Genomic DNA, 25,716 nt, shown 5'->3' with positions numbered 1-25,716 from the left:
CCAGGTCATAACCGCCTCCTGTCAGCAACGGCGTCGCCGCCCGGTTCAGGTAGCGACCATCGCCGAGACAGGAGCGCCGCCATGAAGCACCGCATCGTCGTCCTCGGAGCCGGCTACGCCGGAGCGACCGCCGCCGGCCGCCTCGCCCGCCGGTTGCACCCCGACGACATCGAGATCACCGTTGTCAACGCCGAGGCCGACTTCGTCGAGCGGGTCCGCATGCACCAGCTCGCCGCCGGCCAGGACCTCACGCGCCGCGAGCTGAGCCGGGTGTACGCGGGCACCGGCGTGCGGGTCCGCATCGCCCGGGTCACCGCCGTCGACGTCGACCGCCGGACCGTCGCGCTGACCGACGAGCACGGCAACGACGAGATCGCGTACGACACGCTCGTCTACGCCCTCGGCAGCGCCTCCGCCGACCACGGCGTTCCCGGCGTCGCCGAGCACGCGTACGACCTCGCGGGCCGACCGTCGGCGCTGCGGCTGCGGGACCGTCTCGCCCACCTCGCGGCCGGGCAGCGGGTGCTCGTGGTCGGCGGAGGTCTCACCGGCCTCGAGGCCGTCACCGAGATCGCCGAGACCCGGCCCGACCTCGACGTCGCGATCGCCGTCCGCGGCGGTCTCGGTGACTGGCTGAACGACAGGGCGCGACAGCACCTGCGGGGCGTCACGGACCGGCTCGGCATCTCGGTGCACGAGCACACCGACGTCGTCCGGGTCGAGCCGGCCGGCGTGGTCACCGCCGACGGCGCGACGATCCCGGCCACGGTGACCGTGTGGACGGCCGGCTTCGCCGTCCACCCCATCGCCGCCGCCACCGGCCTGACGGTCGCGCCCACCGGGCAGATCGTCGTCGACGACACCATGCGGTCCGTCTCGCACCCGGACGTGTACGCGGTCGGCGACGCCGCCATCGCCGCCGGGCCCGGCGGCAAGCCGCTACGGATGTCCTGCGCCTCGGGAACTCCGATGGCCTGGCAGGCGGCCGACGCCATCGCCGCACGCCTGACCGGTCGGACCAGGATGCCGAATGCCCCGCTGCGCTACTTCAACCAGTGCATCAGCCTCGGCCGCCGCGACGGCATCATCCAGTACGTGACGGCCGACGACCGCGCCAAGCCGTCCCAGCTGACCGGGCGGCTGGCGGCCCGCTACAAGGAGGTCGTCTGCAAGGGCGCCGCCTGGGGCATCTCGCACCCGATCCCGTACCCGGTGCGCCGCCGCCGGGTCAGCGCCACCCGGACGCGGGCCACCGCCTCGATGTGACCCCTCAGGAGAACGTGCGGCGTGCCCACGTCCGGAAGTCGGTCGTGGGCAGGCCGAGCGCCCGGGTGATCTCGGGACGGGCGGGGCTGCCGTTCTCGTTGATCCGCTCGACCGAATTGACCATGGCGGGAAGCAGCCCGCGTTCGACGGCTTCCCGCGGAGTGAGCACGGGCGCGGAGATCGTCCGGCCGGTGACCTCGCCGAGGATCGCGGCCACCTCGGTCATGGTGAGCAGGTCGCCGGCGAGTTCGACGTCCAGGCCGTCGAGCCGTCCCGGGTCCGTGAACGCGATCGCCGCGGCCTCTCCGATGTCGTCGACGGCGATCCAGGGAAGCTTGGTGTCCGCCGCGAAGCCGGTGATGATCGTGCCGCTGGACCAGTCGCCGAAGAGGTACGACCAGCCGACGAGGTTCTCCATGAACGTCGATGGCTTGAGCACGGTCCAGTGCGCGAAGCCGCCGGTGCGGACCATCTCGTCGATCGCCGCCTTGCTCTCCCAGTAGTGCCGGTCCCAGCGGCCCTCGGCCCAGCCGGGCTGGCTGCGGTGGAAGTCGCCCGCGCCGGACACGCTGCTGTGTACGACGTGTGCCACTCCGGCCCGGCGGGCGGCCTCGACGACGTTCCGACCGCGAGTCAGCTCGGCGTCGCCCCGCAGGTTCGCCACGTCGGGAAACGGGATCGAGAAGAGGCCGTCCATCCCCTGGGCTGCGGCGAGCAGCGACGCGGGGTCGTCCAGGTCGCCCTTGACCAGTTCGGCGCCGCGCGCGGCCAGAGCCTGGGCGCTGTCGGTGGCGACGTCGCGGACCAGGGCACGGACCGCGACGCCACGGTCGAGCAGTGCCCGGGCGGTAGCCCCGCCCTGCTTGCCGGTCGCGCCGATGACGAGGACAGCCATGATGCCTCCAAATAAGTGGGGCGTCCCCCCACTTCTCGTCGGCTACGATATGGGGGACCACCCCACTTTGGCAAGGGCGGGCCATGAGAGCCGACGCACAGCGCAACTACGACCTCATCGTGAAGGCGGCCGCCGAGGCGATCGCCCGCGATGGCGCGTACGCCTCGCTGGAGGAGATCGCCCGCTCCGCCGGGGTCGGCTCGGCGACCCTGCACCGGCGCTTCCCATCCCGGTGGTCCCTGCTCCAGGCCGTCTTCCGGACCTGCGTGCAGAACCTCGCCGGCCGCGCCGAGGATCTGCTGGCCGAGCCGGACGCTCTCGCCGCCTTCACCACCTGGTTGCGGGAGGTCACCGTGTACGCCACGACGACCCGTGGGCTCGCGGTGACACTGCTGAACGCGCCCCCCGAGGAGAACGAGACCTGCGGCGCGACGCTCAGCGCGGCGGGCGAGAAGCTGTTGCGTCGGGCCGTCGAGCAGGGAACCGTACGCGCGGATGTCGTCATGGCAGACGTGATGACCCTCGCCAACGCCATCTCACTCGCCGCCCAGCCGGCCGACGCCACGAAGGCGGAACGACTCCTGGCCCTCTCCCTGGCGGGAATCCAGTCCCCGGCACGGTGACCGACCTCATTCCACCGTGGAGCGTTCGGGGCCGGAGAACTTGACTCGATCGTCATGCTGGAAGCCGATACCCGCGCCCGTACCGTCGTTGGAGGACCCGTGCGCAAGCCAGCCAGGACCGCGGCCGTCCTCGTCGGGCTCGGCGTCGGCGGCGCGGTCGGTCCGGCCCTGGGGCCGGCCGCCCTCTGGTCCGGTGTCGCGGTCGCCGCGATCGGAGTCGCGCTCTCCCTGATCGGCACCGGCGAGTCCCACCTCGTCGAGGACGGCCTGGCCGACCGGGAGGAGGACGACCAGGCCGCCGCCGCTCCGCGACGGCGCAAGCGGGAGACGCCGACCCTCAGCGGCCTGGGTACCCGGGTGGAGCAGATCCTCGACCTCGCCGAGAAGCAGGCCGAGGACCACCGCACCGTCGCGCGACTCGAGGCGGAGGGCATCGTGACCGCCGCGCGGCGGGAGGCGGAGTCGATCCTCAACCGCGCACACGAACAGGCGGCCGGGATCACCGGTACCCGCTGGGAGCCGCCTTCCTACGGCGTCGGCTCGGCGTAGCGGCCGCAAGGTAGGCGCGCAGGTCCGCGTGCGATGTCACCGGGCCGACGATGCTCAGTGGTCGGTGCCGCACAGCGCCGTCTCGACGCTCTCGTTCACCTCGGCGAGCATCTGCTCACCGGTCGGCAGGCCGGTCACGGCGACCACGGCCCCACGGCCGTCGCGGGTGACCAGGTTGCGGGTCTCGAAGCCCTGGATGTCCCCGCCGTGGCCCCAGGCTTCGACGCCGCAGGGCAACTCGTGGCTGGCGATGCCGAGCCCGTACGCGTACTCGCCGCTCGGCTCGAAGCCGGGCGCGGGCACGGTGCTCATCATCACCTTCTGCTGCGCGGGCTTGAGCAGCCGGCCGTCGACGAGCGCCTGGAAGAAGGTCCGCAGCTCGTCGGGCGTGGAGACCAGTTGGCCGGCGGCCCAGCCCAGCGACGGGTCCATGTCGGTGACGTCCACCCACGGCGCGCCGGGGGTCACTGCGACGTAGCCGTGCGGGTGCGTACCCCGAAGAGGCTGCTCCCCCACCCCCGGCCAGTAGGTGTCGCGCAGGCCGAGTGGCCTGATGATCCGGTTGGTGATCTCCTCGCCGACGGGACGCTCGGTGACCCGCTCGACGATGAGCCCGGCGAGGACGTAGTTCGTGTTGCTGTACTCCCACCTCGCGCCCGGCGCGAAGTGCGGCGCGTTCGTCAGCGCGGCATCCACCAGCCGCCTCGGCTGGTAGTACGAGTGGCTCTTGTCGATGAGGTCCTGCGCCTTGGTGAAGAGCACGTCGTCGTAGTCCGCCAGGCCGCTCGTCTGCTGCAACAGCTGACGTACGGTGATCGCGTCGCCGTCGTTGCCGTGACCTCGCACGACTCCGGGCAGGTAGTGCTCGACCGTGGCGTCCAGGTCGACGCGTCCCTCCCCCACCAACTGCAGGACGACCACCGCGGTGAAGGTCTTGGTGTTGCTGCCGATGCGAACCTGGCCGTCCCGGGGAACCGGGCGGCGTGTCTGGAGGTCGCCGACCCCGGCGGTGTAGTCGCGGACCCGGCCGTCGGCCCCCCGTACGGAGGCGAGGACGCCGGGGAAGCCGCTCTCGCTGACCAGACCGTCCAGTTGCCGCTGCATGGCATCGCGTCGCCCGGCCGGGCGACCGCTGTCGGTGGCGGCGAACGCGGCGGAGCCGGTCAGGATGGTGGCGGCGGCCAGTGTCGCGGCGACCGCCCGCAGGGCTCGGCGGCGCGTGGACGTAACGGTGTGCGGCGGCATGACTGCTCCCTGAGTCTCGGAAACGCTTGACGCCATCAAGGGTTCAAGAATTCCGATTCAGGGACGATCCCCCCAGCTGCCCTCCTTCTGGTACAGCCTGCGCTACCGGGCCGGCCGGGTCGCCGGCGGTCGCGGGACCTGGCGGTGGTGAGCGGTATACCGCTGAGGTATACCGCTCCTCGGCACACCTAGAACCCGCTCCAGGGGCGGGACGAGCACTTCCACGTCTTGCCGTCGTTGTGCGAGACGCAGACCACCAGGATCTTCCCGAGGAAGGGAAGGCCGAAGGTGAAGATGTGGATCTTCGTCTTCCGGTACGTGACGCCGGACTTCTCGGCGACGTCGGTCAACGCCCACCCCGGGTCGGGCCCCGGCACGGTCGCCACCCGACGCAGCGAGTCGACGTCCTTGTCGTCCAGCAGCGCCTGGAGCTCGTCCGCCGAGGGCTCACCGTCACCGATGAGCGTGTCGACGGCGTACGGACCCTCGACGGCCACCCCGTTGACCTTCTCGAAGGCCGTCTTCGTCGCGCCGAGAGTCGTGTCGCCGGAGAGGTCGAGGGTGCGCAACAGATCGCCCGTCCGGCGCGACAGCAGGCACTCCCACACGGACTTCCCCGAGGCCACGCACATGGTCAGGCACCACTCCCGCCCCCCGGGGACGGAGGAGGCGAAGAGCAGGGTGCCGCCGCTGCCGCTCCTGCCGTCGTACCCGCCGTCGGCCAGGTCGGCCATGGTCGTGCCGAGGATGTCCCGGCCGCCGGGCATCGTGCCCAGGACCGTGACACCGTCGACCTTCTCGCCCGCGACGAGCGCCGCGAACTCATCGACCGTGACGTTGCGACCGCCGGTGTCGACGGCCAGCACCGTGTTCAGGTCACCGACACCTCGGCCGGTGAGGTCCTCGAACTGGCGCAGCATCGTTCCCGGAGCACCGGGCTGGTCGGTGACGGTCGTCCGGGCGTCCCCCTCGGCCGCCCGCGACGGCGCGTACGACGCCACCAACCCGACGATGAGTGCCACGACGACGACTCCGACGCGCCTGGCGATGTCCCGCGCTACCAGCGACATGTGACCACCACGCCCAGGCCGTTGGGAGAGAGCCCCCAGTCGCAGTGCCGCTCGAACCAGCCGCCGATGTCGCTGATCGTGTCCGCGACCCACGCGAACACCGATTTGATCGCGCCCCAGAGGCTGAAGTAGACGACGGTGGTCTCGGGTGTGCCTCCGGCCTCGTCGATGACGTCCTTCGCCGACCTTGCGGCGTCCGGCTTGTCGATCGTGTCCAACACCCGTACCCCGGTGGTGTCCTTACCGGCGAACAACGCCGCGATCTGCTCGGGGGTCCGCTCCTTGCCGTCGTCGACCGCGACGATCGCGCGGTCGACGACCACCTCCGCGCTGCCGGTGACGGCCTGGGCGATGGCGGTGATCTCGCCGATGGTGAGGTCGTTGCCGAGCGCCGGACCGGTGAACCGCCGTACCGAGACGACGCCGGACGGGTCGACGAACACCTCGTCCGCCACGATCACGTCGTCCGCGCCGAACGGAACCCAGGCGAAGGTCCACTGTCCGCTGGCGCAGCGGAACCGGCCGTACTCCCGACCCTCCGGCTCGGTCCCGGTGCGGACGATCCCGCCGCGCTCGTCGACGTACTGGACCACGCAGTCGGCGCCCTTGGTGGGCGGCTTGTCAGTCTGTGCCAGGGCTGTGGTGGACGTGGCCAGCGCCATTGCGCCGACCACTCCCATCACCGCGAGGCGGCGTACCAGGCGACTCATTTGAACACTCCATTCCTGGGTGGAATCTGGTGTCCAAAGAGTGCCGAGCCGCCCTGAAACGGCCCGGAAACGGCGCTGAAAGCAGGTGCGTCAGCCCGACCGGGTGGCGTCGAGCTGCACGAGGTCGGCGCGGACCGCGTCGGCGTCGGCGTCGCCGAGTTCATCGAGGATGCGCAGCGCGTGACGCCAGGCGACACGCGCGGCCCCCAGGTCACCGAGGGCCCGGTGGCTACCACCGAGGTTGACGTACGTGCTCGCTTCGGCGTACCGGTCGTGGACCTGGCCGAAGAGTTCCAGGGCCCGGGCGTAGCAGGCGACGGCCTGTCGGTCGTCGCCGAGCTGGTGGTGGGCGTGGCCGAGGCTGTCCCAGGTGTCGGCCTGACCCTGGACGTCGTCCACCTCCTGCAACATCCGCAGCGCCTCGCCGCAGGAGGTGAGGGCGCGGTGGTGGTCGCCGAGGAGCCCTTCCTGCCAACCGACCGCGTTGAGGGTGTAACCCTGCCCGGCCCGGTTGCCGGCCCGCCGGAACAGGGTCAGCGCCCGCCGGGAGTGCTCGAGCGCCTCGCGGATGTCGCCCCGCCGCTCGGCGAGCTGGCCGAGGTTCAGACAGGTGTGTGCCCGTCCGGCGTCGTCGCCGACCTCGCCGAACAGGTCGAGCGCGCGCCGCAGGTGGTCGTCGGCCTCGTCGTAGCGGCGCAGCCGGGAGCAGGCGAGACCGAGGCTACGGTGCGCGTGCCCCTGCCCGGTCCGATCCCCGATGCGGGACGCGGCGGCGAGGGCGATCTGTTGCGTACCCAGCCAGTCCTGCCAGTGTCCCTGCCGGTGCAGGTAGCCCGCCATTGTCCAGGCGAGTCGCCAGGCGTGCCCCTCGAACCCGGACCGCGCCGCGAGCGGCACGGCGGCCAGCAGGACGGGGATCTCGGCGGCGAACCACGCCGAGGCGGCCGACCGATTCCGAGGGCTCTCCGGCGTCACGCCCGGCTGCGGGGCCGGCAGGCTGATCATGCTGAAGTGCGGATGCAGCGCCAGGTCGGCCACGTGCGCGGCGTGCAGACAGTGGTCGAGCAGCCGGTGGACCGCGGCACGGCGGTCGGCCGCCGGCTCCGCCTCGTCGGCGAGGCCAGCGGCGTACGCGCGCAGCAGGTCGTGGAACGCGTACCGCCCGTACGTGTGCTCGGCGAAGAGATTCGCCCGGGCCAGCTCGGTGAGCAGAGGGCCGATCGCCTGCGGGGCGCTGCCGGCGAGGCTGGCCACGGCCGGCGCGGCGACATCCGGCCCGGGGTGCAGGCTCAACAGCCGGAACAGCCGGACCGCCGCCGGGCTGAGGGTCCGACACGACCAGGAGAACACGGCCCGTACGTCGGTGGTCGCGTCCCCGCCGTGGAAGGCGTCCAGACCTCCCAGCTCGCTCGCCACGGCGGCCAATGAGAAGCGCGGGTTGGTGGCGGCCCGGGCGGCGACGATGGCGAGGGCGAGGGGCAGCCGCGCGCAGCGGTCGGCGATGTCGTCAGCCGCCGCGGGTTCGTCGGCGACCGGTCGCGGGCCGAGCCGACGGACGAGCATGTCGCGGGCTTCTTCGGGGCTCAGCAGGTCGAGGACCACCGGCTGGGCGCTCTCGGTGACGACAAGTGGGACGAGCTGGTCGCGGCTGGTGACGACCGCGAGGCAGTCCGGCGAGCCGGGCAGCAGCGGCCGGACCTGGTCCGCGTCGCGGGCGTTGTCCAGCACCACCAGCAGACGCCGGCCCGCCGCCACCGTCCGGTACCGGCTCACCATCGAATCGGGATCGCTCGGCATCCGGGCCGGCGGAACCCCGAGCGCCTCCAGGAACCCGCGCAGCACCCGCGTCGGGTCGGTCGGCGGAGCCGCCGGGTCGAAGCCCCGCAGGTTGACGTAGAGCTGCCCGTCGGGAAAGCGCTCGGCCACGCGGTGCGCCCAGTGCACGACGAGGGCGGTCTTGCCGACGCCCGCCGTGCCGGACACCACCACGGCGCCGCCCCGGTCGACCAGCGCGTCCAGGGCCGCCAGCTCCGCCGCACGTCCGGTGAACGTGGGTACGGGCGGAGGCAACTGCGCCGCCACCGCCCGTGCGGGTACGGCCGGGGTGACCGGCGCGGGCGCGGCGATCGCGGCGTCCTGGCGCAGGATGGCCGCCTGGAGATCCTTGAGCCGTGGGCTGGGGTCGATGCCGAGGTTCTCTCGCAGGGCGTCACGCAGCCGCCGGTACGTGGCGACCGCCTCGCCCTGGCGGCCGTCCCGGTACAGGGCGAGCATCAGGTGGGCGTGCAGGTGCTCGTCGAGGGGATGCTGCCGGACGAGCTGTTCCAGTCCGGGGACGAGTCGCGCGTGCTCACCGGCGCGGAGCCGCGCTTCGGCGAGCGCCCGCTCGGCCTCCAACCGCAGCCGGGCCAGGTGCTCGGCCTGCTCTTCGAGCCAGGGCGAGCCGGTGACGTCGGCGAGCGGCGGGCCACGCCACAGCGCCACGGCGGCGGTGAGGCGAGCCACCCGCTCCGCCCGATCCGTCGTACGCCGAGCCAGGTCGAGAAGGCGCTCGGCGGCCTGGACGTCGGTGGACTCCGGCCCGGTGTCGAGCAGATAGCCGGGCCGGCGCGCCACGATCGATCCGGGCTCGCCGAGCACCCCGCGCAGGTAGGAGACGTGACGTTGCAGCGTGTTCTCGGCCGTCGCGGGTGGACTCTCACCCCAGACCACGTCGACGAGCCGGTCGACGCTCACGACCCGACCCACGTGCAGCGCCAACGTCGCCAGGACCGCCTTGCGGCGTACGCCGTTCACCGCCTGGGGGCCGTCGGCGACGACGACCTCCACCGGCCCCAGCAGCCGGACGCGTACGCCCGGGTCAGCGATCGACGTCACTGGCCCAGGCTAAATCCGCAGGCCGCAGCCTCGATCGGTTCGTCGCGCACTGGACACGAGGTCACCCTCGACGGTCGGCGCGGCGGAGCATCTCCTCCATCTCAGGGTCGGCCATGATCTCCCGGACCTCCTGGGCGCAGCGGCAAGCGGCGGCGAACCTGGCAGCCCACCCGAGCGCCTCCTCGCGGGTCGCCACGTCGACGACCACGAACCCGCCGATGACCTCCTTGGTCTCCGGGTAGAGGCCGTCGGTGACCGACCCGTCCGTGGCCACGACGCTGGCCCGCTGCCGTTGAAGGCCGCCGCCGAACACCCAGACGCCCGCGTCGACGGCCTCCTGGAGCACGGCGTGCGCCGCCTTGCCCACCTCGGGCAACTCCTCGGCGGGGATGTGGTCCATCGCGCCATCGTTGAACGAGATCAGGTACCGCGCCATCTCAGAACTCCCCTTCTCCCGGGCGGCCTCCGCCGACCACCTCCACCCGTACCACGAACGAGCAGCCCTCGATTCGACGCCGTGGCGGAGAAGAATGTCACGGCACGCCCTACCGCCTCAGGACGCTCCGACTAGCCGTATCTCGCAGCGGACGCCGCTGGCCTTGGCGAGTCGACCATCAGCGGTCACGAGTGGACAGCTCAACAGTTCGGCCGCCGCGACGTAGGCCGCGTCGTACGCCGTGACGTTGCCCCGCAACTGCCACATCCGGTCGAGCAGCATCGCGACGTTGACCTCGTCGACGACGAGCGAGGGCAGAGTGTCGACCACTTCCGAAGCACGAGCGAGGCCGAGCTTGCCACCGAGGACCTTGCCTCTGATGACCGACAGAACCTCGACAAGGAGGTGACCCGGAGCAGCCCAGTGCGGATCGCCGGTCAGTTCCGCCCGCGCCGCGTCGCCCAGCGGACCATCGTCGACCAACGCGTCGACCAACACCGACGCATCCACGACGATCACGCGGCGTCTCCCCAGGGTGAACGCTGCTCCCGCTGCTCACCCAACTCGGTGGCGGTCTCCCCCGGCAGGGAGCGGGCACCATCCGAACGACCAGCGAAACGATCAAGGGTCGCCGTGTTGCGCAGCCGCCGCGCCTGCGTCTCGACCAACTCCAACAGGTACGCCTGGAGCGACTGTCCCCGCGCCTTGGCCTGGGCCGCCAGAGCGTCCCGCACCTCTTCCGGTACGTCCCGAATCTGAAGAGCAACCATGCATTCATTATGCATGCACAATCACCCAGGTGCCGGATGCTCTCGGTCAGCCGGTCTCCCGCACCAGGCGGTACAGGTCCTGGCGCACCGCCGGCCAGCCGTCGCCGAGCGCGTGCCGCGCGGCGCCCAGCGCGTCGACGCCGGCCATTCCCGCGCCCAGCGCCGCGTGCAGGGCGTGCACGGCATCGGCGCCGGCCCGGACGTCACCGCCCTGCGCCGTGAGGCGGGCGATCCTCCACCGGGTCTCGTCGTCGACGGTCAGCCCCCGCTCGACGGCCTCGACCGCCTGCCTCGCCTGCCGTGGGATGTTCGGTGTGGCCCTCCGGCCGTCTGCACCTACCAGAGTCGGACCATGCCGCCGCGACCGCCGCGGCCAAAGCCGCCATGGCCGAACAGAGTGGCTGGTATGAGCCCGACATGGCTGACGTGAATGACCGGCTCGTCGACATCGCGTGCGAGGCCAGGGCCTCGCTCACCCGCAAAGGAGACTGGGTCGAGTTCGATCACGACGACGAGGGCGACCCCAAGTGGTCGAACCAGGCGATGGCCTTCTACCCCGCGATCGCGCCGTTCGTTCGCTCCGGAGTCGTCCACATCGAAGGCGAGGACGGTGCTCGCTGGTCCTACGCCTACACCGACGGGCAAATGACCCAACAGGGTTGGAACGGCTGGGATGGGTCAGTCGAGCCGTTCGGCGAGTACGTCGACCCTTCATAGGACCCATGCGGGCTCGCGTCGGCCTCGAACCGGACTCGGCCCGAGCGGTTCAGCCAGCGACCGCCGACACGGGGTGACGGACCACGCCGTCGAAGAGGTAGCCGAGGGTGTTGTAACGGGCGACGTCCGGCTGGGTGTTGCCGTGCACATCGGTGGCTCGGGCAAGCAGCTCGTGGTTGCCGATCGTGGGATTCCAATCGAGTTCCCAGCGTTGCCACGCAGCGTCGAGATCGCGGCCCGTCTGCCGGGCGCGCCGCCAATGGTGGCCGCCGTCGGTACTGACCTCGACATGCCGGATCGGGCCGCCGGCCGACCACGACCGGCCGGTCAGCCGTACGGTGCGGCCGGCCAGGACGGTGGCACCGAAGTCGAGCTCGAACGCGCTCTTGATGACCTGCTTGTCGAACGGCTGCCCCTCGTCGGGATAGCCGGGACCGAACAGCCGGTAGAACTGGGTGTTCCAGGGAGAGAAGAGTGGCTGATCGGAGACCTCGATCCGGCCCAGCCACTTGATCGAGGACACGCCGATCCAGCCGGGCACCACCAGGCGTACCGGATGGCCGTGGTCGGGCAGTAGCGGCTCACCGTTCATCTCGTACGCCAGCAGCACGTCATCCAGGGCCTTGCCGACTGGCATGGGACGGCGCACGGGGCCAAGGTCGACGCCGCCGGTCACGAAATTCGGGTCGAGCCCGGACGGCATCACGTCGACCGCCCGGCGGGAGAGACCGGCTCGACGCAGCACGGTGGACAGCCGCACACCGCGCCAGCGTGCGACCCCGACCGCCCCGAGCGTCCACGCGGTGCCGGTGACGCTCTGACCCTGCTGAGTGGTGAAGAAGCTGCGCCCGTTGCCGGCACACTCGATCGCGGCGATCGCGGTCTCGCTGGGTAGCCGACGCAGCTCAGCGAGGCTGAACTCGACCGGGGCGCCGCGCAGCCCGGCGCCGTCGACGGTCAGCCGCCAGGTGCCGGCGTCGATGATGGGGGTGCTGGTGTGGTCGCGGACGAAGAACCGGTCGACCGGGACCAGGTAGCCCTGGTCGCGCATCGCGGACCAGCGCATCTCGGCGTTCGACCCGAACACGGTGAACAGCTCGGGCGGCAGCGGTTTGACGATCGGCCCCGGCGCGGCGGCCGACGCCGCCTCGGGACGCAGCAGTGTGCCGGTTGAGGCCGCAGCGGCGAGCGCGAGGAACGTGCGCCGGGAGAAGCCCTCGGCGTGCCCGGCCTGCCACTGTCGTAGCCGCAACGCGTCGTACCCGGTCTCGTCCACCTTCTTCTTCATCTACCAAACCTATCGATTTGATAGGCGAAGCCGAAACCCCCCGGGGCAACTGAGTGTGCTGCACGTGCCCAGCCCGAGGGTCATTCCCCATCGAGATCCGGCTGTATCGTCTCGCCTGTGGAGCGGCTCATGGACCGGCGCCGCGATCTTGCCGGATGGTTGGTGACGCCACTGTTCACCCTCGTCGCGGCACCGGTGCTGGCCGGCATCGTCGCAGTGTTGGGAAACATCGGAGACAACAATGGCCCTCCGGCGCTGTGCAAGGAGGCAGTCGCCGACAACATGTGCGAGGAGACCAGCCTCAGGATGGTCGGCTTGCATGTGGCGATCGCGGGCGCCATGTGGTTGCTGCTCTGGATCATCCCGTGGTGGCGGGGTCTCCGCACCGTGCGCGTACTGCTCGCCGTCGCCGCGACCGTCGTCCTCGTACTCCTGCCGGTACGCATGTTCGACTGGTCCATCCGCTACTTCTGACGAACGGTCCGGCGTACGGCGGGAACGGGTCAGCGCGGCTGCTTGGCGCTGCTGATGAACGCCGCCCAGGCGGCCGGCGCGAAGCTCAGCATCCCGCCCTCCGGAGCCTTGGAATCGCGGACGTCGACCCCGGTGCCCCGGTCACGCACCTCCACGCACTGACCGTTGCTGCCGGAACGGCTCGACGTACGCCAGGCGTTACGTTCCATGCTTGCTCAGCTCCTTGATGAACGTGATCGACTCGGCGGGTGACATCGCCAGCATCTTCAGATTGTCGTACGCCGCCGACAGCCGCGCCAGGTCGCGACTCAACTCAAGGAACAGCTCGCCAGCCAGGGTTTCGATGTAGCCGAGCGGTGGCTCATCCTGCTCGAAGCTGAGTAGAACGAAGCCGCTGCTGTCAGCCAGGTGCGCCCCGGCCTCGAAGCGCAGCACCTGGATCGTCACGTTCGGCAGTCGACTCGCCGCGACCAGGTGGTCGAGCTGCTCACGCAGCACGTCCGGGCCGCCGACCTCGGTACGCAGCGACGCCTCGGAGAGGATGGCGTGCATCCGCAGCGGATTCGGCTGCCGGTGCAACACCTCCTGCCGGGTCATCCGCGCGGCGACTCGCTGGTCGACGCGGGGGTCTCGCGGCGATCTCCCTCGCGCAGGCACTACGGATCCTCGGTCGGGGCCGGCTGGCGATGACGGCCGCCTTGGACGCCGTACGCCAGATCGACCTTGCGCCGCCCCACCCCCGCCATGCGGGCATAGCGGGGACTCTGCTGATCGAAGCGGCGCTCGCCGCCGCCATCAGCTCGGACGTCACCGCCGCCGGCGACCTCACCGAGCGCGCGGCCCGCCTCGCGGACGACGCCAACTGCCACGACCACGACGGCGTCGCTTTCGGCACCACTCCGGTCGACCTCGCTCGCGCCCTGATCGCGACGTGGTCCGGCGATCACCACCTGGCCGTGCTCAGACACCGACGGGCCATCGGTGCCAACGGCTGGCAGCTGCTCCCCGCCGAACATCGAGCCGCCCACCTGATCGACATCGCACGTGCCCACCTGAACTTCGGCGACGCGGGCGCAGCCGGCCAGGCCCTGGCCAACGCCGATCGCATCGCGCCTGCGGAGACGCGGACCCGCCCCGTCGCCCGGGAGGCGCTGACCGCCGCGCTACGAGCCGGCCGAACAACAGCCGACGTCGCCCGCTTGGCCGCCGCCATCGGACTGACCCGGAGCTAGCACGTCGGTGGTCCGAACCTCGACGACCGTAGACTGCCCGCCGTGGGATATTCGGTATGGCCATCGGGCCGTCTGCACCTACCGGAGTCGGACGATGCCGCCGCGACCGCAGCCGCCAAGGCCGCCATGGCCGAGCAGAGTGGCTGGTACGAGCCCGATGCGGCCGAGCGGCTAGTCGACATAGCGTGCGAGGCCAGGGCCTCGATCACCCGCGACGGGGACTGGATCGAGTTCGATCACGACGACGAAGGCGATCCCAAGTGGTCGCACCAGGCCATCGCCCTCTACGTCGCGATCGCGCCGTTCGTTCGCTCCGGGGTCGTCCACTTCGAAGGTGAGGACGGCGCTCGCTGGTCCTACATCTACGCCGACGGACGGATGACCCAACAGGGCTGGCTCGGATGGGACGGATCGGTCGAGCCGTTCGGCGAGTACGTGGATCCCCCTTCTCCGGAGTAGGAGCGACGATTCTCGCGTCACTCCAGGTCGTCGACCCAATCCAGGCTGGGGTCCTCATCGTCCGGTGACGTCACGATCACCTGGTCCCACGCGTTGACAATGGCTGCGGCCTGCCGCTCGCTACAGGCCAAGCCACTGAGCAGGATGTTGCCCTGATAGTCGATGATCTCGAAGCGCCACCGATCAAGTTCGGGGCGGTGTTCCAATGTCGCCCAGAAGTGGCCCGAAAGATCGCTGGGAAAATCCTCGTCCGCCACCTACCGCCCCTCTGCCCTCGACTCACTGCGGAGTGACAACGCCGAGCCGGACCTCGATGTGGTTCACCTGCGGGTACGTAGAGCAGGAGTGCGCTTCATAGGCTCGGCCCAGGATCAGGCGATCTGACGGAGATCGCCGCCATAGTCGAAGATGATCCGCATCCGGGCGCCCAGTGCTCGCGCGTACCGACTTAGGGTCGCGACCTCATTGGCCTCCAGATCGCCGTTCTCGATCTGACTGACTCGGCCGGGGGTGACCCCCATCAGCTCGGCAACCTGCCGCTGGGTGAGCCCGAGACGCTTGCGCTCCTCGGCCAGGTGGAACGCGCTGATCCATGCCTCGGTGCGGGCACGCTCCACATCGAGCGCGTCGTCATCCCCGTCGTGCAACTCGGCACGGATGTCGTCCCAGTCATGGAGGTCGCTCATCAGCCCTCCCTCCGCTTCCTCTCAAAGGCGAGCCAGCCGTCGTAGGCGACCTCGGCAACCACGTTGCCGATGCTCGACCCTCTGAGCGTGTCAACCAACGGACGTCCCAGGCCCGGTCCGACCTCCGCGAGCATGTCGATCGCTACGTTGACCGACCGGTATGTCGCCGGATCCGTCTGGCGGAGCGCGCGCAACCAGTCGCGGACATCGCTGGTCGTTCTGATCGCCCAGCGATGGGCGGGGCCGTGAGGCATGAGCCAACTATAGCTCAGCCTATACCTTGAGGCAGCATGCGAACCGAGAAGCTCCCCCACCGACCTGGGCTCGACATCGCACGCTGCTCCGCTATCCGTCGACCTCTCGCGGACCAGATGCGAACCGCCCGCTCATCATCGGGTCGAAGCGATCAGCTCAGGGCCCGTTCGCGACCGCACTGCAGTGCACTGCACGAGAACTGCCGCCACCGTGCAACGCAGCGGGATCCTGGAACGGACGCGCGATGTGAGCCTTGCTCGGCGTTGCTAGCGTCGTGGCTACGTCTGGGGGCGAACAGGTAGGACGGACGCCATGGCCAGCAGCGGAGGTACAGCTAGCTCGGCGAATCGGCGTGCTCGCGCGCCGATGTTCGTGATCGGCAGTGTCGTGGCGTTGGCCGCCCTCATCGCGCTGGGGTACCGGCTGAGTACCGACCCGCGGGTCGGGCACGGAGGGGCCGTCATCCGCGTGACGCTGGCTCCGGGAGCTTTTCTGGTGCTGTCCTGGCTCGTCCGCCTGGCTCAGTGGTGGGGTGCCGCTCGTGCTCCCGCGCGGCGCGTCCTGGTGACCGCGCATCTGGCGCTGGGGAAGCAGCCGGGAAGCGCGGGGCGGGTCACCGCTGCGGCGCACGCCGTAAGCGCCGCCGGCGGGTCCGACACCAGCCCCAAGGGATACTCCGTGTGGCTGACGGTGAGCGGCCGGGGCAGGGGCGGTGTCCTGCACCAACGTGTCGTCTGGGAACCGTGGTTGCGCGAGCTGACCAGGTCGCGTCAGGCTACGATCCGGCACGGGCCCGGCGTCAGCGTGGTCGACGTGGCCGGGTACGGGCGGCTCTGGCCGGCGAGTTTCACGCTGCTCCGTCGTCCCTACGGGGTCAGCCTCATTCCGTTCCGCGAGGCCCATGAGTTGCCGAAGAGCAGGAGCCTCTCGTACGGCCGTCTGGCCTACCTTTTTCTCGTGTTCCTCGTGCTCGGCCTGGCCGACCTCGTCGGCCACGGTATGTGGGCGCTGCTCGGGTGGTGGGCGGCGTACCTCGTCGCCTCGATGGCCGCCATCGGAGCCTGGTTCGGCCTCGTTCCGCCCGGCGTGCGTTGGGGAGCAGCCCCTCGGGGCCACGCCCCGACGACCTCCTGACCACGGACGCGATCGAGCGAACAGGCGGCGACCCCGGCTCCTCACCGGCTCCGATCCCGGTCCCGACGCTGCTGGCGTACGCGGCCTGCGCAACTGTCGTCCGTCAACTGATCTGCGACGCTCCAGCGCGCGAACGCGGCAAATCAGAGCGTCGGGTCGGGGACTACCGGGGCCGGCGGAAGGTTCTCCACCACCAGCTCTGCGGCTTCTTCCGCCGTTACGGCAAAGCCAATGATCCGCTCGTAACCGGCCGAAATAACTTGGTAGGGAGGGCCGCCGCAGGCGATGAGGGGCAGATCGTCGGCGGGGGTATCAGGCCAGCTCCACGCGGTCCTAAAGAACTTGAGCGCTCCGTGCGTGGCCATGGGGTAAAGGGCGCGCAACGTAGGGTGCTCATAGGCGGCCCGGAAGACCGGATGACCCACCCACCAGCCCTGCGTGTCGTCCAAGAGCGCGCGCCAAACTTCGTCCGCCCCAGTCGCCGGTTCCATCGGAGCATCCTGGCACGAGCGGCCACTGCGCGATGGTCACAAGGCCGTCGATGGCTTGTCCCGTCACGAGACATGCTTGACACTCGTGTCCCACCAGATGGTTGACACGATCGACGTGCGACCGTTGCGCTGGTGCTCACCCGCTGGTGGTCAGGGGAACTCGCTGCCCTTGCCTCGCTTCGAGGACCACCCGCTGGCGCAGAGGCTGAGCCAAGGTCAGAGCGGCAGTTCGTTGGTAGCCGACAAGCGTGCATACCTCGTTGGCGGCGTGAGGCTGGGCGATAACAATCACGACGACGGCGTTGGCCGACTCGACCGCCTCGGCGTGGTAGTCGGCACCGCACGGTCTGGTTGCCGGTTCCCGAGTGCCGGTGAAGGTGACAGTCAACCGGGTGCCGGCTCTGGTACTGGTGGCTGATTCGATGGAGATGCCGGGTGGGGAGTTCCATGGCGGCGGTGTCACGGTGACGGTGGCTATACCATCAGCGTTGCTAACCGCCTGGTCATAGCGGGCCAGGGCCTCGCCCGCCTGCTGGCGCATCTCCCCCAAGCTTTCCCCCTTGGGTAGTGCACCCTCATGCGGGTCGTTCACCTCGGAGCCGCAGCCAGCCAGCACCACCACGGCCGCAGCCCAGAACAGCCAGCGCCGACGAACCATCATCAAGCACCTCCGCCTCGCCTGAGCACACCGGCCGGATCCGCAGGGTCGACCGATGTGCGGCCTTCGGCAGCCATCAGGGTGTCGATGGCGACCAAGAGTATCGACGGAAGGCGGGCTGTTTAGACCAACCGTCAAGCATCAGGTGGGACCAGACAAGGCCGTCGATGGCTGCCCTCCGTCGGCTGACGTGCGACAGTCGTCCGCCAACCGATCCGCGACGTCAGCGCGGATCGGTTGCAGGAGAGGAACTTCGGGGCCAGCCCGGTAAGCGCCGATCGCGTACCTTGCACCCATGCCAGTGGCATCTCCCGACACGACGCAGGAGGCGGCGGCCCCTACTCCGCCACATCGCCGTCTCGCCACGGTTGCGTTCTCTCTGGCGCTGGTCGCCGTAGGGCTGATCGGCGGCTTCGGGGCGGCCAAGCTCGGCGACGATCCGCACACTGCCAGGGCGGAGCTGCTCGTGGGGACGGTCACCTGGTCGAACGACGACACCAGGTCCATCGCGTTCGAGGAAGACGGGGCGCTGCGGGGCCCTCTCGATGGCGACACGATCTACTCCGTGATCGCCGAGAGCTGGCAGGACGTGCTCGGGACACTGCACAGCGACGGCACGTATCCAACCTGCCTGGTCGGCGAGGAGAACGAGCCCGCCTCAGCGGTCCGGCACCGTGTCGAGCTTGAGGTCCTACACCGAGACACGGGCGGCGCTCAGCCACAGCACATCGCCGTCCACGTCCACTGCCTCGATTGATGGCATGAGCCCGGGTGGCGACGAAGTAAAGATGGATCTGCCTCCCGGACGCCCCGTGTGGTTGCTGGATGTGGATGGGGTCATCAACGCGAACCGGCCAGGCTGGGGCGGGCCACCCAGGAAGAGCGAGGTCTGGTCGGACACCGACCAGGTGTCATACATCGTCCGCTGGGCGCCAGCTCTGATCGGCCGGATCCGGTCCCTCCGTGAGTCCGGCATCGTGGAGATCCGTTGGTGCACCACATGGTGCCCCGATGCGCGCCGGATCGAGTACCTGTGGCGCCTCCCCCCGTTGGCTCGGGCGATCACTGCTGATCCGATGCCACGGGGTCCTGCTTGTTGGCCGCTGAAGCTTGCTGCGGCTCGCGCCGTGCTGGCCGAGGGGCGCAAACTTGTCTGGACTGACGACGAGGCACTGCCCCCACCGGGCCCTCTACGTGATGAGTTGACCGCCGGTGGGCAAGCACTCCTGATCGCGCCGAAGTCACACCGCGGCCTGCAACCTGACGACCTAGACCGGATCGAGTCGTTCGTCGCAGCCTCGCAACGATGACGTCTTACGGTAGAGCGGATCTCCCCGTCGGGCATCGCCAGCAGGCCGGGGCCGGGCCGACGCGGCCCGCTTGATCGGGCAGCGGGTCGTGCGGCTGCGGACCCCGGTGCAGACTGAGGGCGTCGGCCCAGACCTCGACGCGGTGCGCCCGGATCGTCGGCAGCATGGCTGACCAGGGAAAACGGTGGGGCGGGCGGGACTCGAACCCGCGACCGAGGGATTATGAGTCCCCTGCTCTAACCGGCTGAGCTACCGCCCCGGAACCGCGCGGATCTTATCCCGCCCGGTGGATCACGGGCCAGCGCCGATGCGGCCCCGTCCCATCACCGCCGCCGTCGCCACAGCAGCACGATGGGCAACGCGAGGATAACAGTGAGCAGCCAGCCTGCCACGACGACGCCCCAGAGCCACTCTTCGCCCGGCTCGGTGCCGGCGGCGACCATGACGTAGGTCACCAGGAGGCTCACGGCGCCCGCCACGAGGACGGCGACGCCGCTGACCACGATCATCACGACCTCCCACCAGGGGCGGTCGCCGGGCGCGCGGGCCGGCTTCTCCGGCGCGGAGGGCTGCGGGATCTCGTCCGGCGTACGTGCCGGCATGCTGATGTGCCGGTCGGCCGGCACCTGGGCGTCGATGATCGGGAGCGCCGCCGGGTGCAGGTGGAACATCGTCGGCTCGATGTGCAGCACGATGGCGTCCGCGCCGATCAGTTGCCGTGCTCCGTCGGGCCAGGTGAGCATGGCCGCGCAGTCGGCGTAGCGGACAGTCAGCGGCTTGTCGCTCTGGAGCAGGGTCACCCCGTCGACGCCGATCCGCAGGGCGGCGTTGCCCTCCTTCGCCGAGTAGCCGGTGCCTTCCAGGATCTCCGTCGAGTGGGTGGGCGCGGCGACGAAGCCGGCCCAGTCGGCGGTGAGCCCTCGCGGCACCATGAGCAGCGCGGACCCCATCACCTCGCCCGCGACCTCGTGCAGGTCGGCGAGGTTGACGGCCTTCAACTCGGCCCGGTGCTCGTCGATGGTCAGGTTGGGTTCCCCGGTGAGCACGTTCAGGGCGTACCCGGGAAGTCGCGCGGCATCGACCTCGGCGGTGCCGAGCAGATCCTCGCGTTTGGCCACGGTGGCGTCCAGGTCGGCCTGCTCGATCCGGCCGACCCGCAGCTTGGCGAGCACGTCGACGAAGCCGCCGAGAACCGCGTCCTGCTTCTCCGCCAGCGCGTCGGCGAGTGCCCGCAGCGTGGCGTTGCCGTCGCCGCGCGGGTCGTACCCGGTGGTGGCGGTGTAGGAGAGACCGGACTCCTGGCGCAGCGACCGGTACAGCTCCCGTTCCAGCACGCCGGCGAAGACGGCCGCCGCGGCGCTGCGCCGCACCACGGCGTCGAGCACCACGGCCCGGGCGCCGTGCACGAAGTACGCGGGGGTCTGCGGCAGCGCCGACGAGACCGCCGGGACCGGCTGGCGTACCCCGGTCGGCAGCGGCAGCCGGAGCCCGGCGGGCACCCGGTCGCCGCAGATCCACAGCACCGCGTTCTCCCGGGTGAACCAGCGGGCCGTCCACTCGCGCAGGTCGTCGGCGGTCAGCGCGCCCAGGCCCCACTCCGGGTAGCTGCTGAGCCCGAAGTCGCGGGCCCCGTGTCGCCACAGCGGGATGTCGTCGATCGCGGCGGCGCCCCGGCTGCTCCACTCGGTACGCAGGATGTCCTTCTCGACGTCGAGTCGCGCGACCGGCAGGTCGGACAGGTGCCCGCAGACGGCGGTCAGGAACGCCGCGATGTCGGTCTCGGAGCCCTGCGTGTGGAACATGGTGAACGCCGGCGCGGTCACGCCGTTGACGTGGTAGTCGGCCAGGCCGAGGGGCGCGAGCGCGAGATGCTCGATGAGGTGGGTGGTGCCGGCGCGGGCGAGCGTCTCGTCGGCGGTGCCGACCCGGAAGGTCAGCCCGGCGCGCATCGGCCCACCGGTGGGGGCGAGCAGCGTGGGCACCCCGTCCACGTCCAGGTGCTGGATCACGACTGGCCACCCTTCGCGTACGCCTTCGCGCGGTACTTCGTGTAGCCCTCGGCGTCGTCCGCGTACGTCCAGGGGAATTCCGAGCCGAGGTTGCCGAGCGCTCTGAACTGGCTGGCCGCCGCGGACCACTGCTCGGTGAGGCTGAACACCAGCGCGAACGACGAGCGGACCCAGACCCAACCGGGCCGGTCGACGAAGTCCGGGTGCAGCACGGACCGCTGCCCGGCCTGCATGATCTCGTCCACGACGGGGGCGCTGCGCACGTACGCGGCGCGTTCCCGCTCGGTGTCGAAGTCGAGCCAGCGTTCCAGGTGCGCCTCGGCGAGCACCACGGCGTTGGGCGCGCCGGCGGGCGCGGCCTGCGCGCACTCGCGGGCGAAGGCGAAGGCGCGGTCCCAGTCGCCGCTCCACTTCGGGCAGAGCTGCTGAAGCAGCGTCGCCTGGGCGGGCGCGTGGTGGGGGTGGTGCTGGGCGAGTCGGTCGTAGCGGCGACGCGCCTCGTTCTGCCCCAGTTCCAGGCCCCGCGCGATGGTGATCCGTTGGGTCCAGGCGGCGGCGTCGTCGGGGTACCGGGCGGTGACGTCGATGAGGACCCGTTCGGCGCGACGCAGATGGTCGTGGAACTGGTCGAACTGCTCCCGGCTGACGTACTTGGCCCGGTAGCCGCTGCGGATCCGCCAGCCGGCACGGATGAGGTGGTTACCGAGCAACGTCCCGGCGAGCGGATCGGTGGGGTCGGCGTCGTACACCTGGCGCAGGAACGACTCGGTCCCGACCTTGTCGCCGGCCGCGGCGACGAGCAGCGTGCGGCCGTCCGGGTCGCGGTCCGCGAACACCGCCCGCACCGCGGGCCAGTCGGCGGCGTCGAGCGCCTTGTGCAGGTCACTGACCTCGGGGTACGCGTCGGCGACGTCGAAGGTGGGCGCCGGGAGGGTGGCGGGCATGGCGGCGATCATAGGTGATCAATTACGGCTGCGGTGCCCTCGTTTTCGGCTCGGGGTCAGCCGGCGCGCAACTCCTCGAGCACTTCACCGGCGGCCCGCCAACCGCTGGCGAGAGCGCCCTGGATCGATGGGCTGTCCCGGTGGTCACCCGCCACGAACAGCCCCTGCCCGAGCGCGACCGGCTTGCGTAGCCGTCCCTGCGGGGGTGGGGCGGCGGGCAGCGCGGCCGGTACGGACACGGTGGTGAGGTGCGTCCAGTCGGCGGTGGATCGTCCGTACAGCCGGGTCAACTCGGCCCGGATGGTCGGTTCGGGCGGGGCCGTCGGGCCGACCACCGAGGTGGCCACGAGGTGCCGGCCGGCCGGGGCGTAGGTCGGCACGGCGTTGCTGAGCACCACCGTGTTCGCCACGATCTCCCGGCGGTCGCCGTCGACGAGCAGGATCGGCTCGCGAAGCGGCGGTTCGGGAGCGCTGTGGTAGTACGTCGTGTAGCTGTGCATCCGTACCGTCGTCAGAGCCGGCAGCAGCGCGGCCGCGGCGGGCGGGTCGACGGCGACCACGACGGCCCGGCACCTGATGTCGCCGGCCTGCGTGCGGACCAGGCCGGGCGCGACCTGCGCGACCGGGGTGTCCAGGTCTAGCAGGTCGACCGGGAGCGGATCGGCGATGGCCCGGGGCAGCGCGGCCATGCCCTCGGCGGGCAGGCCGATGCGCCCCCGAGCGAACGAGCGCAGCACCATCGCGAACACGTGGCTGGAGGTCGCCAACTCCCGGTCGATGAACACACCGGACAGGAACGGCCGCAGCAACTCCTCGATGATCGCGTCGGAGAGACCGGCCCGGCGCAGCGCCGTCTCGGTGGTGGTCTCCGACGCGGCGAGCAGGCGGGACGCCGGCAGCGTGGCGGCACCGGTGGCGAGCGCGGCGAAGCGGAGCCGGTCGAGCAGTGAACCGACACCGGCGAGGGCGGTACGCGGGCCGCCGGTCGGCTCACGCAGCGGGTTGACCAGCCGCAGCAGGTCGTCGCCCCGACGGACCAGCACGCCGGAGGTGAAGTATCCGAGGTCCAGGCGGTCGGTGTCGAGCAACGTGCCGAGTCGCGGGTAGGCGGTGTTGAGCACCTGGAAACCGCGGTCGATCAGGTACCCGTCGACGACATCGGTGGCGACCCGACCCCCCAGCCGGCCGCCGGCCTCCAGCAGCCGCCAGGGCACGCCCGCGCGGTGCAGCCGGCGGGCCGCGGCGAGGCCCGCCAGGCCGCCGCCGACGACCACCACGTCGGTCTCAGCCAGCATCGCGCGCCTCCCGCTCGCCGTTCGTCCGGGACAACCGGCCCGGCCACCAGATCTTCGGCCCGATGTCGTACGTGAGCGCGGGCACCAGCAGCGACCGGACGATGATCGTGTCGATCAGTACCCCGATCGCGACCGCCGTACCCAACTCGACAAGCACCACCAGTGGCAGCACGGCGAGGGCGGAGAACGTCGCGGCGAGCACGATGCCGGCGGACGTGATCACCCCACCGGTGACGGCGAGGCCGGCGAGCACACCGGCCCGGGTACCCCGCTTGACCGACTCCTCGCGGACCCGGCTCATCAGGAAGATGTTGTAGTCGATGCCGAGCGCGACGAGGAACACGAACGCGAACAGCGGAAACGAGGAGTCCACGCCGGGAAAGCCGAAGACGTGGCGGAACAGCAGCGCGCACAGGCCGAGGGTGGCCGCGAAGCTGAGCAGCACCGTGCCGATGAGCAGCAGCGGCGCGACGAGGGCGCGCAGCAGCAGGGCCAGGATCACCGCGATGACCACCAGCACCACCGGGATGATGACGTTCTGGTCGCGCTTCGCGGCGTCCGAGGTGTCCACGTTGATCGCGGTGAAGCCGCCGACCACGGCGTCCGCGTCCGGCACCCGGTGTACGGCCTCCCGCAGGTCGCGGATGGTCCGCTCGGCGCCGTCACTGTCCGGTGGGTCGGTCAGGGTCGCCTCCAGTTGCACCCGACCGTCGACGACCTTCGGGGCGGCGTTGCGGTCGGGCGGGCCGCCCTGCTGGCCGCCGCTGAACGGGCGGACGGCAGCCACCCCGGGCACGCCCTGCGCCACCTCGGCCACCCGCTGCGCGGACTGCTGGGTGGTGAAGATGGTGGCCGGGCTGCCGGTGCCGGCCGGGTAGTGCCGGGCGACCGCCTCCTGACCGTCCACCGAGTCGGTGCGCTGGGTGAACAGGTCGGACTGACCGAGGATGGTCGCGCCGAGCTGGGTGAGGCCGAGCGTGAGCACCGCCAGGACGACGGCCGTGCTCAACCAGATCGGGCGGGCGTGCCGGGCCACGAAGCCGGCGATCCGGCTCCAGATGCCGTGCTCGGCCTGCGGGTCGGCCTGGTCCACCCGGGGACGCCGGGGCCAGAACGCCCACCGACCACCCAGCACCAGCAGGGCGGGCAGGAAGGTGAGCATCACCAGCAGCGTGGCGGCGATGCCGATGGCGGCGACCGGCCCGAGTGCCCGGTTGGAGTTCAGGCTGGACAGCAGCAGGCAGAGCAGGCTGACGATGACCGTGCCGCCGGACGCGATGATGGCCGGCGCCGCACCCCGCCACGCGGCACGCATCGCGCTCCACGGACGTTCGTGCCGGTGCAACTCCTCCCGGTAGCGGGCGATCAGCAACAGCGCGTAGTCGGTGCCGGCGCCGAAGACCAGCACGGTGAGGATGCCCTGCGCCTGCCCGTTGAGTTTGAGAACGTCGGCGTCGGCGAGCAGGTAGACGAAGACCGCGGCGAGGGCGTACGACATCCCCGCCGCCAGCAGCGGAAAGACCCACAGAACCGGGCTGCGGTAGACGATCAGCAGGATGACCAGCACCACGACGAGCGTGACGAGCAACAGCGGCCCGTCGATGGCGGAGAAGACCTCGATCAGGTCGGCGAGCAGACCGGCCGGACCCGCGACGTCCACGGTGAGACCGTCCCGGTCGCCCCCGGCGATGTCGCGCACCTGTCGGACGACCGCGCCAATCTGCTCGCCCTCGGCGTCGTCCACCGGCACGACTACCTGTAACGCCTGGCCGTCCTCGCTGGGAATCGGCGGGGACAGCGGGGTGACGACGCCCGGCACCCGGGCGAAGCGGGCCGCGTCGGCGGCGACCCGCTGCCGGTCGGCGTCGGTGATCCCCGACGACCGCTCGTAGACGACCAGCGCCGGAGTGGTCTGCCGGTCGACGAACCCACCGGCGAGATCCTGGGCACGGGTCGCCTCGGCGTCAGTGGGCAGGAAGGCCGCGTTGTCGTTGGTGGAGACCTCACCGAGCCGTCCGGCGTACGGGCCGGCCACCGCGCCGATCACCAACCAGGCCAGCACGACCACCACCGCGACCAGCGTGGCCCGGCCGAAGCCCCGTCGTCCGGACATTCGCGCTCACTCCAAGAATCGACGCATCAATCGACGCAGCAGGAGTCTAAGTCGACATCGTCATCCTGCCGGGCCGACGAGCCCCAAGCGGGTCGAACCTCTCATTCCGCCCCGTGCCCCGTGCCCCGTGCCCCGTGCCCCGTGCCCCGTGCCCCGTGCCCCGTGCCCCGTGCCCCGTGCCCCGTGCCCCGTGCCCCGTGCCCCGTGCCC

30 protein-coding genes and 1 tRNA gene are annotated in these 25,716 nt (G+C 70.9%); 9 read left to right on the top strand and 22 right to left on the bottom strand.

Annotated elements, in window-relative coordinates:
• Nucleotides 1-81 precede the first annotated feature (81 nt).
• Entirely contained in the window at nt 82-1,266 is a 1,185-nt protein-coding gene (locus tag ACIA3K_RS03090) for an NAD(P)/FAD-dependent oxidoreductase (protein WP_396798862.1), read from the top strand.
• 4 nt (nt 1,267-1,270) lie between these two features.
• Here the strand turns inward: ACIA3K_RS03090 and ACIA3K_RS03085 are convergent, their stop codons facing one another.
• Nucleotides 1,271-2,161, bottom strand: coding sequence for an NmrA/HSCARG family protein (locus ACIA3K_RS03085; RefSeq protein WP_396798861.1), 891 nt, complete (start codon nt 2,159-2,161; stop codon nt 1,271-1,273).
• Nucleotides 2,162-2,244: 83 nt separating this feature from the next.
• Here ACIA3K_RS03085 and ACIA3K_RS03080 point away from each other — a divergent pair, with 83 nt between their 5' ends.
• Complete coding sequence (locus tag ACIA3K_RS03080; RefSeq protein ID WP_396798859.1) at nt 2,245-2,784, top strand: TetR/AcrR family transcriptional regulator; 540 nt, start codon at nt 2,245-2,247, stop codon at nt 2,782-2,784.
• A 99-nt stretch (nt 2,785-2,883) separates the two neighbouring features.
• The gene (locus ACIA3K_RS03075; RefSeq protein ID WP_396798857.1) at nt 2,884-3,333 is read left to right on the top strand and encodes a hypothetical protein; all 450 of its coding nucleotides are present in this window, start codon (nt 2,884-2,886) and stop codon (nt 3,331-3,333) included.
• Between the two features lie 54 nt (nt 3,334-3,387).
• Here the strand turns inward: ACIA3K_RS03075 and ACIA3K_RS03070 are convergent, their stop codons facing one another.
• The 8 genes from ACIA3K_RS03070 to ACIA3K_RS03035 all read right to left on the bottom strand — a co-directional run bounded on the left by ACIA3K_RS03070 (nt 3,388) and on the right by ACIA3K_RS03035 (nt 10,622).
• The gene (locus ACIA3K_RS03070; RefSeq protein WP_396798855.1) at nt 3,388-4,578 is read right to left on the bottom strand and encodes a serine hydrolase domain-containing protein; all 1,191 of its coding nucleotides are present in this window, start codon (nt 4,576-4,578) and stop codon (nt 3,388-3,390) included.
• Nucleotides 4,579-4,766: 188 nt separating this feature from the next.
• On the bottom strand, nt 4,767-5,648 hold the full coding sequence (locus tag ACIA3K_RS03065; RefSeq protein WP_396798853.1) for a hypothetical protein: 882 nt from the start codon (nt 5,646-5,648) through the stop codon (nt 4,767-4,769).
• Nucleotides 5,636-6,358 carry a hypothetical protein gene (locus ACIA3K_RS03060; RefSeq protein ID WP_396798852.1) on the bottom strand — a complete coding sequence of 241 codons (723 nt, stop codon included), beginning with the start codon at nt 6,356-6,358 and terminating at the stop codon, nt 5,636-5,638. Before ACIA3K_RS03060 ends, ACIA3K_RS03065 begins: the two co-directional genes overlap by 13 nt.
• Nucleotides 6,359-6,448: 90 nt before the next feature.
• Complete coding sequence (locus tag ACIA3K_RS03055) at nt 6,449-9,235, bottom strand: BTAD domain-containing putative transcriptional regulator (RefSeq protein WP_396798850.1); 2,787 nt, start codon at nt 9,233-9,235, stop codon at nt 6,449-6,451.
• 61 nt (nt 9,236-9,296) lie between these two features.
• A complete protein-coding gene (locus ACIA3K_RS03050; protein ID WP_396798848.1) occupies nt 9,297-9,671 on the bottom strand; it encodes a YciI family protein in 375 nt (124 codons plus the stop codon).
• Between the two features lie 117 nt (nt 9,672-9,788).
• Nucleotides 9,789-10,205: a type II toxin-antitoxin system VapC family toxin gene (locus ACIA3K_RS03045; RefSeq protein ID WP_396799353.1), complete on the bottom strand. Its 417-nt coding sequence runs from the start codon at nt 10,203-10,205 to the stop codon at nt 9,789-9,791.
• The gene (locus ACIA3K_RS03040) at nt 10,187-10,441 is read right to left on the bottom strand and encodes a FitA-like ribbon-helix-helix domain-containing protein (protein ID WP_396798846.1); all 255 of its coding nucleotides are present in this window, start codon (nt 10,439-10,441) and stop codon (nt 10,187-10,189) included. The genes ACIA3K_RS03045 and ACIA3K_RS03040 overlap by 19 nt, the downstream gene beginning before the upstream one ends.
• Nucleotides 10,442-10,487: 46 nt before the next feature.
• The gene (locus ACIA3K_RS03035) at nt 10,488-10,622 is read right to left on the bottom strand and encodes a hypothetical protein (RefSeq protein ID WP_396798844.1); all 135 of its coding nucleotides are present in this window, start codon (nt 10,620-10,622) and stop codon (nt 10,488-10,490) included.
• A 131-nt stretch (nt 10,623-10,753) separates the two neighbouring features.
• On the opposite strand from ACIA3K_RS03035, the gene ACIA3K_RS03030 reads away from it, so the two are divergent.
• Complete coding sequence (locus ACIA3K_RS03030) at nt 10,754-11,158, top strand: hypothetical protein (protein ID WP_396798842.1); 405 nt, start codon at nt 10,754-10,756, stop codon at nt 11,156-11,158.
• Between the two features lie 49 nt (nt 11,159-11,207).
• Here the strand turns inward: ACIA3K_RS03030 and ACIA3K_RS03025 are convergent, their stop codons facing one another.
• Entirely contained in the window at nt 11,208-12,446 is a 1,239-nt protein-coding gene (locus ACIA3K_RS03025) for a sulfite oxidase (RefSeq protein WP_396798841.1), read from the bottom strand.
• Nucleotides 12,447-12,575: 129 nt separating this feature from the next.
• On the opposite strand from ACIA3K_RS03025, the gene ACIA3K_RS03020 reads away from it, so the two are divergent.
• Nucleotides 12,576-12,920, top strand: coding sequence for a hypothetical protein (locus ACIA3K_RS03020; RefSeq protein ID WP_396798840.1), 345 nt, complete (start codon nt 12,576-12,578; stop codon nt 12,918-12,920).
• 29 nt (nt 12,921-12,949) lie between these two features.
• Here the strand turns inward: ACIA3K_RS03020 and ACIA3K_RS03015 are convergent, their stop codons facing one another.
• Both ACIA3K_RS03015 and ACIA3K_RS03010 read right to left on the bottom strand, forming a co-directional pair.
• Nucleotides 12,950-13,129 (bottom strand): DUF397 domain-containing protein, encoded by a 180-nt coding sequence (locus tag ACIA3K_RS03015; protein ID WP_396798839.1) that lies wholly within the window; start codon nt 13,127-13,129, stop codon nt 12,950-12,952.
• Nucleotides 13,119-13,577, bottom strand: coding sequence for a DUF5753 domain-containing protein (locus ACIA3K_RS03010; RefSeq protein WP_396798837.1), 459 nt, complete (start codon nt 13,575-13,577; stop codon nt 13,119-13,121). The genes ACIA3K_RS03015 and ACIA3K_RS03010 overlap by 11 nt, the downstream gene beginning before the upstream one ends.
• Before the next feature lie 29 nt (nt 13,578-13,606).
• Here ACIA3K_RS03010 and ACIA3K_RS03005 point away from each other — a divergent pair, with 29 nt between their 5' ends.
• Nucleotides 13,607-14,152, top strand: coding sequence for a hypothetical protein (locus tag ACIA3K_RS03005; RefSeq protein WP_396798835.1), 546 nt, complete (start codon nt 13,607-13,609; stop codon nt 14,150-14,152).
• A gap of 42 nt (nt 14,153-14,194) precedes the next feature.
• Entirely contained in the window at nt 14,195-14,611 is a 417-nt protein-coding gene (locus ACIA3K_RS03000) for a hypothetical protein (RefSeq protein WP_396798833.1), read from the top strand.
• 17 nt (nt 14,612-14,628) lie between these two features.
• On the opposite strand, the gene ACIA3K_RS02995 is transcribed toward ACIA3K_RS03000, so the two are convergent.
• The 3 genes from ACIA3K_RS02995 to ACIA3K_RS02985 all read right to left on the bottom strand — a co-directional run bounded on the left by ACIA3K_RS02995 (nt 14,629) and on the right by ACIA3K_RS02985 (nt 15,551).
• Entirely contained in the window at nt 14,629-14,868 is a 240-nt protein-coding gene (locus ACIA3K_RS02995; RefSeq protein ID WP_396798831.1) for a hypothetical protein, read from the bottom strand.
• A 114-nt stretch (nt 14,869-14,982) separates the two neighbouring features.
• On the bottom strand, nt 14,983-15,297 hold the full coding sequence (locus ACIA3K_RS02990; protein WP_396798830.1) for a helix-turn-helix domain-containing protein: 315 nt from the start codon (nt 15,295-15,297) through the stop codon (nt 14,983-14,985).
• The gene (locus ACIA3K_RS02985) at nt 15,297-15,551 is read right to left on the bottom strand and encodes a hypothetical protein (protein WP_396798829.1); all 255 of its coding nucleotides are present in this window, start codon (nt 15,549-15,551) and stop codon (nt 15,297-15,299) included. The genes ACIA3K_RS02990 and ACIA3K_RS02985 overlap by 1 nt, the downstream gene beginning before the upstream one ends.
• Before the next feature lie 367 nt (nt 15,552-15,918).
• On the opposite strand from ACIA3K_RS02985, the gene ACIA3K_RS02980 reads away from it, so the two are divergent.
• Nucleotides 15,919-16,686 (top strand): hypothetical protein, encoded by a 768-nt coding sequence (locus tag ACIA3K_RS02980; protein ID WP_396798827.1) that lies wholly within the window; start codon nt 15,919-15,921, stop codon nt 16,684-16,686.
• Nucleotides 16,687-16,829: 143 nt separating this feature from the next.
• Here ACIA3K_RS02980 and ACIA3K_RS02975 read toward each other — a convergent pair whose 3' ends face one another.
• Together ACIA3K_RS02975 and ACIA3K_RS02970 are read right to left on the bottom strand one after the other, a co-directional pair.
• Nucleotides 16,830-17,177, bottom strand: a complete 348-nt coding sequence (locus ACIA3K_RS02975; RefSeq protein ID WP_396798826.1) for a DUF6193 family natural product biosynthesis protein — start codon at nt 17,175-17,177, stop codon at nt 16,830-16,832.
• Nucleotides 17,178-17,313: 136 nt separating this feature from the next.
• Complete coding sequence (locus ACIA3K_RS02970; RefSeq protein WP_396798825.1) at nt 17,314-17,838, bottom strand: hypothetical protein; 525 nt, start codon at nt 17,836-17,838, stop codon at nt 17,314-17,316.
• Between the two features lie 292 nt (nt 17,839-18,130).
• Between ACIA3K_RS02970 and ACIA3K_RS02965 the strand changes: the two genes are divergently transcribed.
• The gene (locus ACIA3K_RS02965) at nt 18,131-18,592 is read left to right on the top strand and encodes a hypothetical protein (protein ID WP_396798823.1); all 462 of its coding nucleotides are present in this window, start codon (nt 18,131-18,133) and stop codon (nt 18,590-18,592) included.
• A gap of 738 nt (nt 18,593-19,330) precedes the next feature.
• Here the strand turns inward: ACIA3K_RS02965 and ACIA3K_RS02960 are convergent.
• The 5 genes from ACIA3K_RS02960 to ACIA3K_RS02940 form a co-directional block, all read right to left on the bottom strand.
• Nucleotides 19,331-19,404 (bottom strand) — tRNA-Ile (locus ACIA3K_RS02960).
• Nucleotides 19,405-19,468: 64 nt separating this feature from the next.
• A complete protein-coding gene (locus ACIA3K_RS02955) occupies nt 19,469-21,154 on the bottom strand; it encodes an insulinase family protein (protein WP_396798821.1) in 1,686 nt (561 codons plus the stop codon).
• Nucleotides 21,151-22,098, bottom strand: a complete 948-nt coding sequence (locus ACIA3K_RS02950; protein WP_396798819.1) for a hypothetical protein — start codon at nt 22,096-22,098, stop codon at nt 21,151-21,153. The genes ACIA3K_RS02955 and ACIA3K_RS02950 overlap by 4 nt, the downstream gene beginning before the upstream one ends.
• A 56-nt stretch (nt 22,099-22,154) precedes the next feature.
• Nucleotides 22,155-23,393, bottom strand: a complete 1,239-nt coding sequence (locus ACIA3K_RS02945) for an FAD-dependent oxidoreductase (RefSeq protein WP_396798818.1) — start codon at nt 23,391-23,393, stop codon at nt 22,155-22,157.
• The gene (locus ACIA3K_RS02940; protein ID WP_396798817.1) at nt 23,383-25,506 is read right to left on the bottom strand and encodes an MMPL family transporter; all 2,124 of its coding nucleotides are present in this window, start codon (nt 25,504-25,506) and stop codon (nt 23,383-23,385) included. Before ACIA3K_RS02940 ends, ACIA3K_RS02945 begins: the two co-directional genes overlap by 11 nt.
• Between the last annotated feature and the right edge of the window lie 210 nt (nt 25,507-25,716).

The organism is Micromonospora sp. NPDC051543 (assembly GCF_044454415.1).
Classification (GTDB): domain Bacteria; phylum Actinomycetota; class Actinomycetes; order Mycobacteriales; family Micromonosporaceae; genus Micromonospora.
The sequence above is the reverse complement of the archived record's forward strand: the minus strand, read 5'-3'. Positions and strand labels throughout refer to the sequence as shown.

Coding starts and splice junctions, on each gene's coding strand:
- ACIA3K_RS02970 (WP_396798825.1), bottom strand. CDS start 17,838: ATGATGGTTCGTCGGCGCTGGCTGTTCTGGGCTGCGGCCGTGGTGGTG.
- ACIA3K_RS02965 (WP_396798823.1), top strand. CDS start 18,131: ATGCCAGTGGCATCTCCCGACACGACGCAGGAGGCGGCGGCCCCTACT.
- ACIA3K_RS02950 (WP_396798819.1), bottom strand. CDS start 22,098: ATGCCCGCCACCCTCCCGGCGCCCACCTTCGACGTCGCCGACGCGTAC.
- ACIA3K_RS02980 (WP_396798827.1), top strand. CDS start 15,919: ATGTTCGTGATCGGCAGTGTCGTGGCGTTGGCCGCCCTCATCGCGCTG.
- ACIA3K_RS03070 (WP_396798855.1), bottom strand. CDS start 4,578: ATGCCGCCGCACACCGTTACGTCCACGCGCCGCCGAGCCCTGCGGGCG.
- ACIA3K_RS03015 (WP_396798839.1), bottom strand. CDS start 13,129: ATGGAACGTAACGCCTGGCGTACGTCGAGCCGTTCCGGCAGCAACGGT.
- ACIA3K_RS03080 (WP_396798859.1), top strand. CDS start 2,245: ATGAGAGCCGACGCACAGCGCAACTACGACCTCATCGTGAAGGCGGCC.
- ACIA3K_RS03040 (WP_396798846.1), bottom strand. CDS start 10,441: ATGGTTGCTCTTCAGATTCGGGACGTACCGGAAGAGGTGCGGGACGCT.
- ACIA3K_RS03025 (WP_396798841.1), bottom strand. CDS start 12,446: ATGAAGAAGAAGGTGGACGAGACCGGGTACGACGCGTTGCGGCTACGA.
- ACIA3K_RS02985 (WP_396798829.1), bottom strand. CDS start 15,551: ATGCCTCACGGCCCCGCCCATCGCTGGGCGATCAGAACGACCAGCGAT.
- ACIA3K_RS03005 (WP_396798835.1), top strand. CDS start 13,607: ATGACGGCCGCCTTGGACGCCGTACGCCAGATCGACCTTGCGCCGCCC.
- ACIA3K_RS03020 (WP_396798840.1), top strand. CDS start 12,576: ATGGACCGGCGCCGCGATCTTGCCGGATGGTTGGTGACGCCACTGTTC.
- ACIA3K_RS02990 (WP_396798830.1), bottom strand. CDS start 15,297: ATGAGCGACCTCCATGACTGGGACGACATCCGTGCCGAGTTGCACGAC.
- ACIA3K_RS02945 (WP_396798818.1), bottom strand. CDS start 23,393: ATGCTGGCTGAGACCGACGTGGTGGTCGTCGGCGGCGGCCTGGCGGGC.
- ACIA3K_RS03090 (WP_396798862.1), top strand. CDS start 82: ATGAAGCACCGCATCGTCGTCCTCGGAGCCGGCTACGCCGGAGCGACC.
- ACIA3K_RS02940 (WP_396798817.1), bottom strand. CDS start 25,506: ATGTCCGGACGACGGGGCTTCGGCCGGGCCACGCTGGTCGCGGTGGTG.
- ACIA3K_RS03060 (WP_396798852.1), bottom strand. CDS start 6,358: ATGAGTCGCCTGGTACGCCGCCTCGCGGTGATGGGAGTGGTCGGCGCA.
- ACIA3K_RS03065 (WP_396798853.1), bottom strand. CDS start 5,648: ATGTCGCTGGTAGCGCGGGACATCGCCAGGCGCGTCGGAGTCGTCGTC.
- ACIA3K_RS02975 (WP_396798826.1), bottom strand. CDS start 17,177: ATGGAACCGGCGACTGGGGCGGACGAAGTTTGGCGCGCGCTCTTGGAC.
- ACIA3K_RS03085 (WP_396798861.1), bottom strand. CDS start 2,161: ATGGCTGTCCTCGTCATCGGCGCGACCGGCAAGCAGGGCGGGGCTACC.
- ACIA3K_RS03050 (WP_396798848.1), bottom strand. CDS start 9,671: ATGGCGCGGTACCTGATCTCGTTCAACGATGGCGCGATGGACCACATC.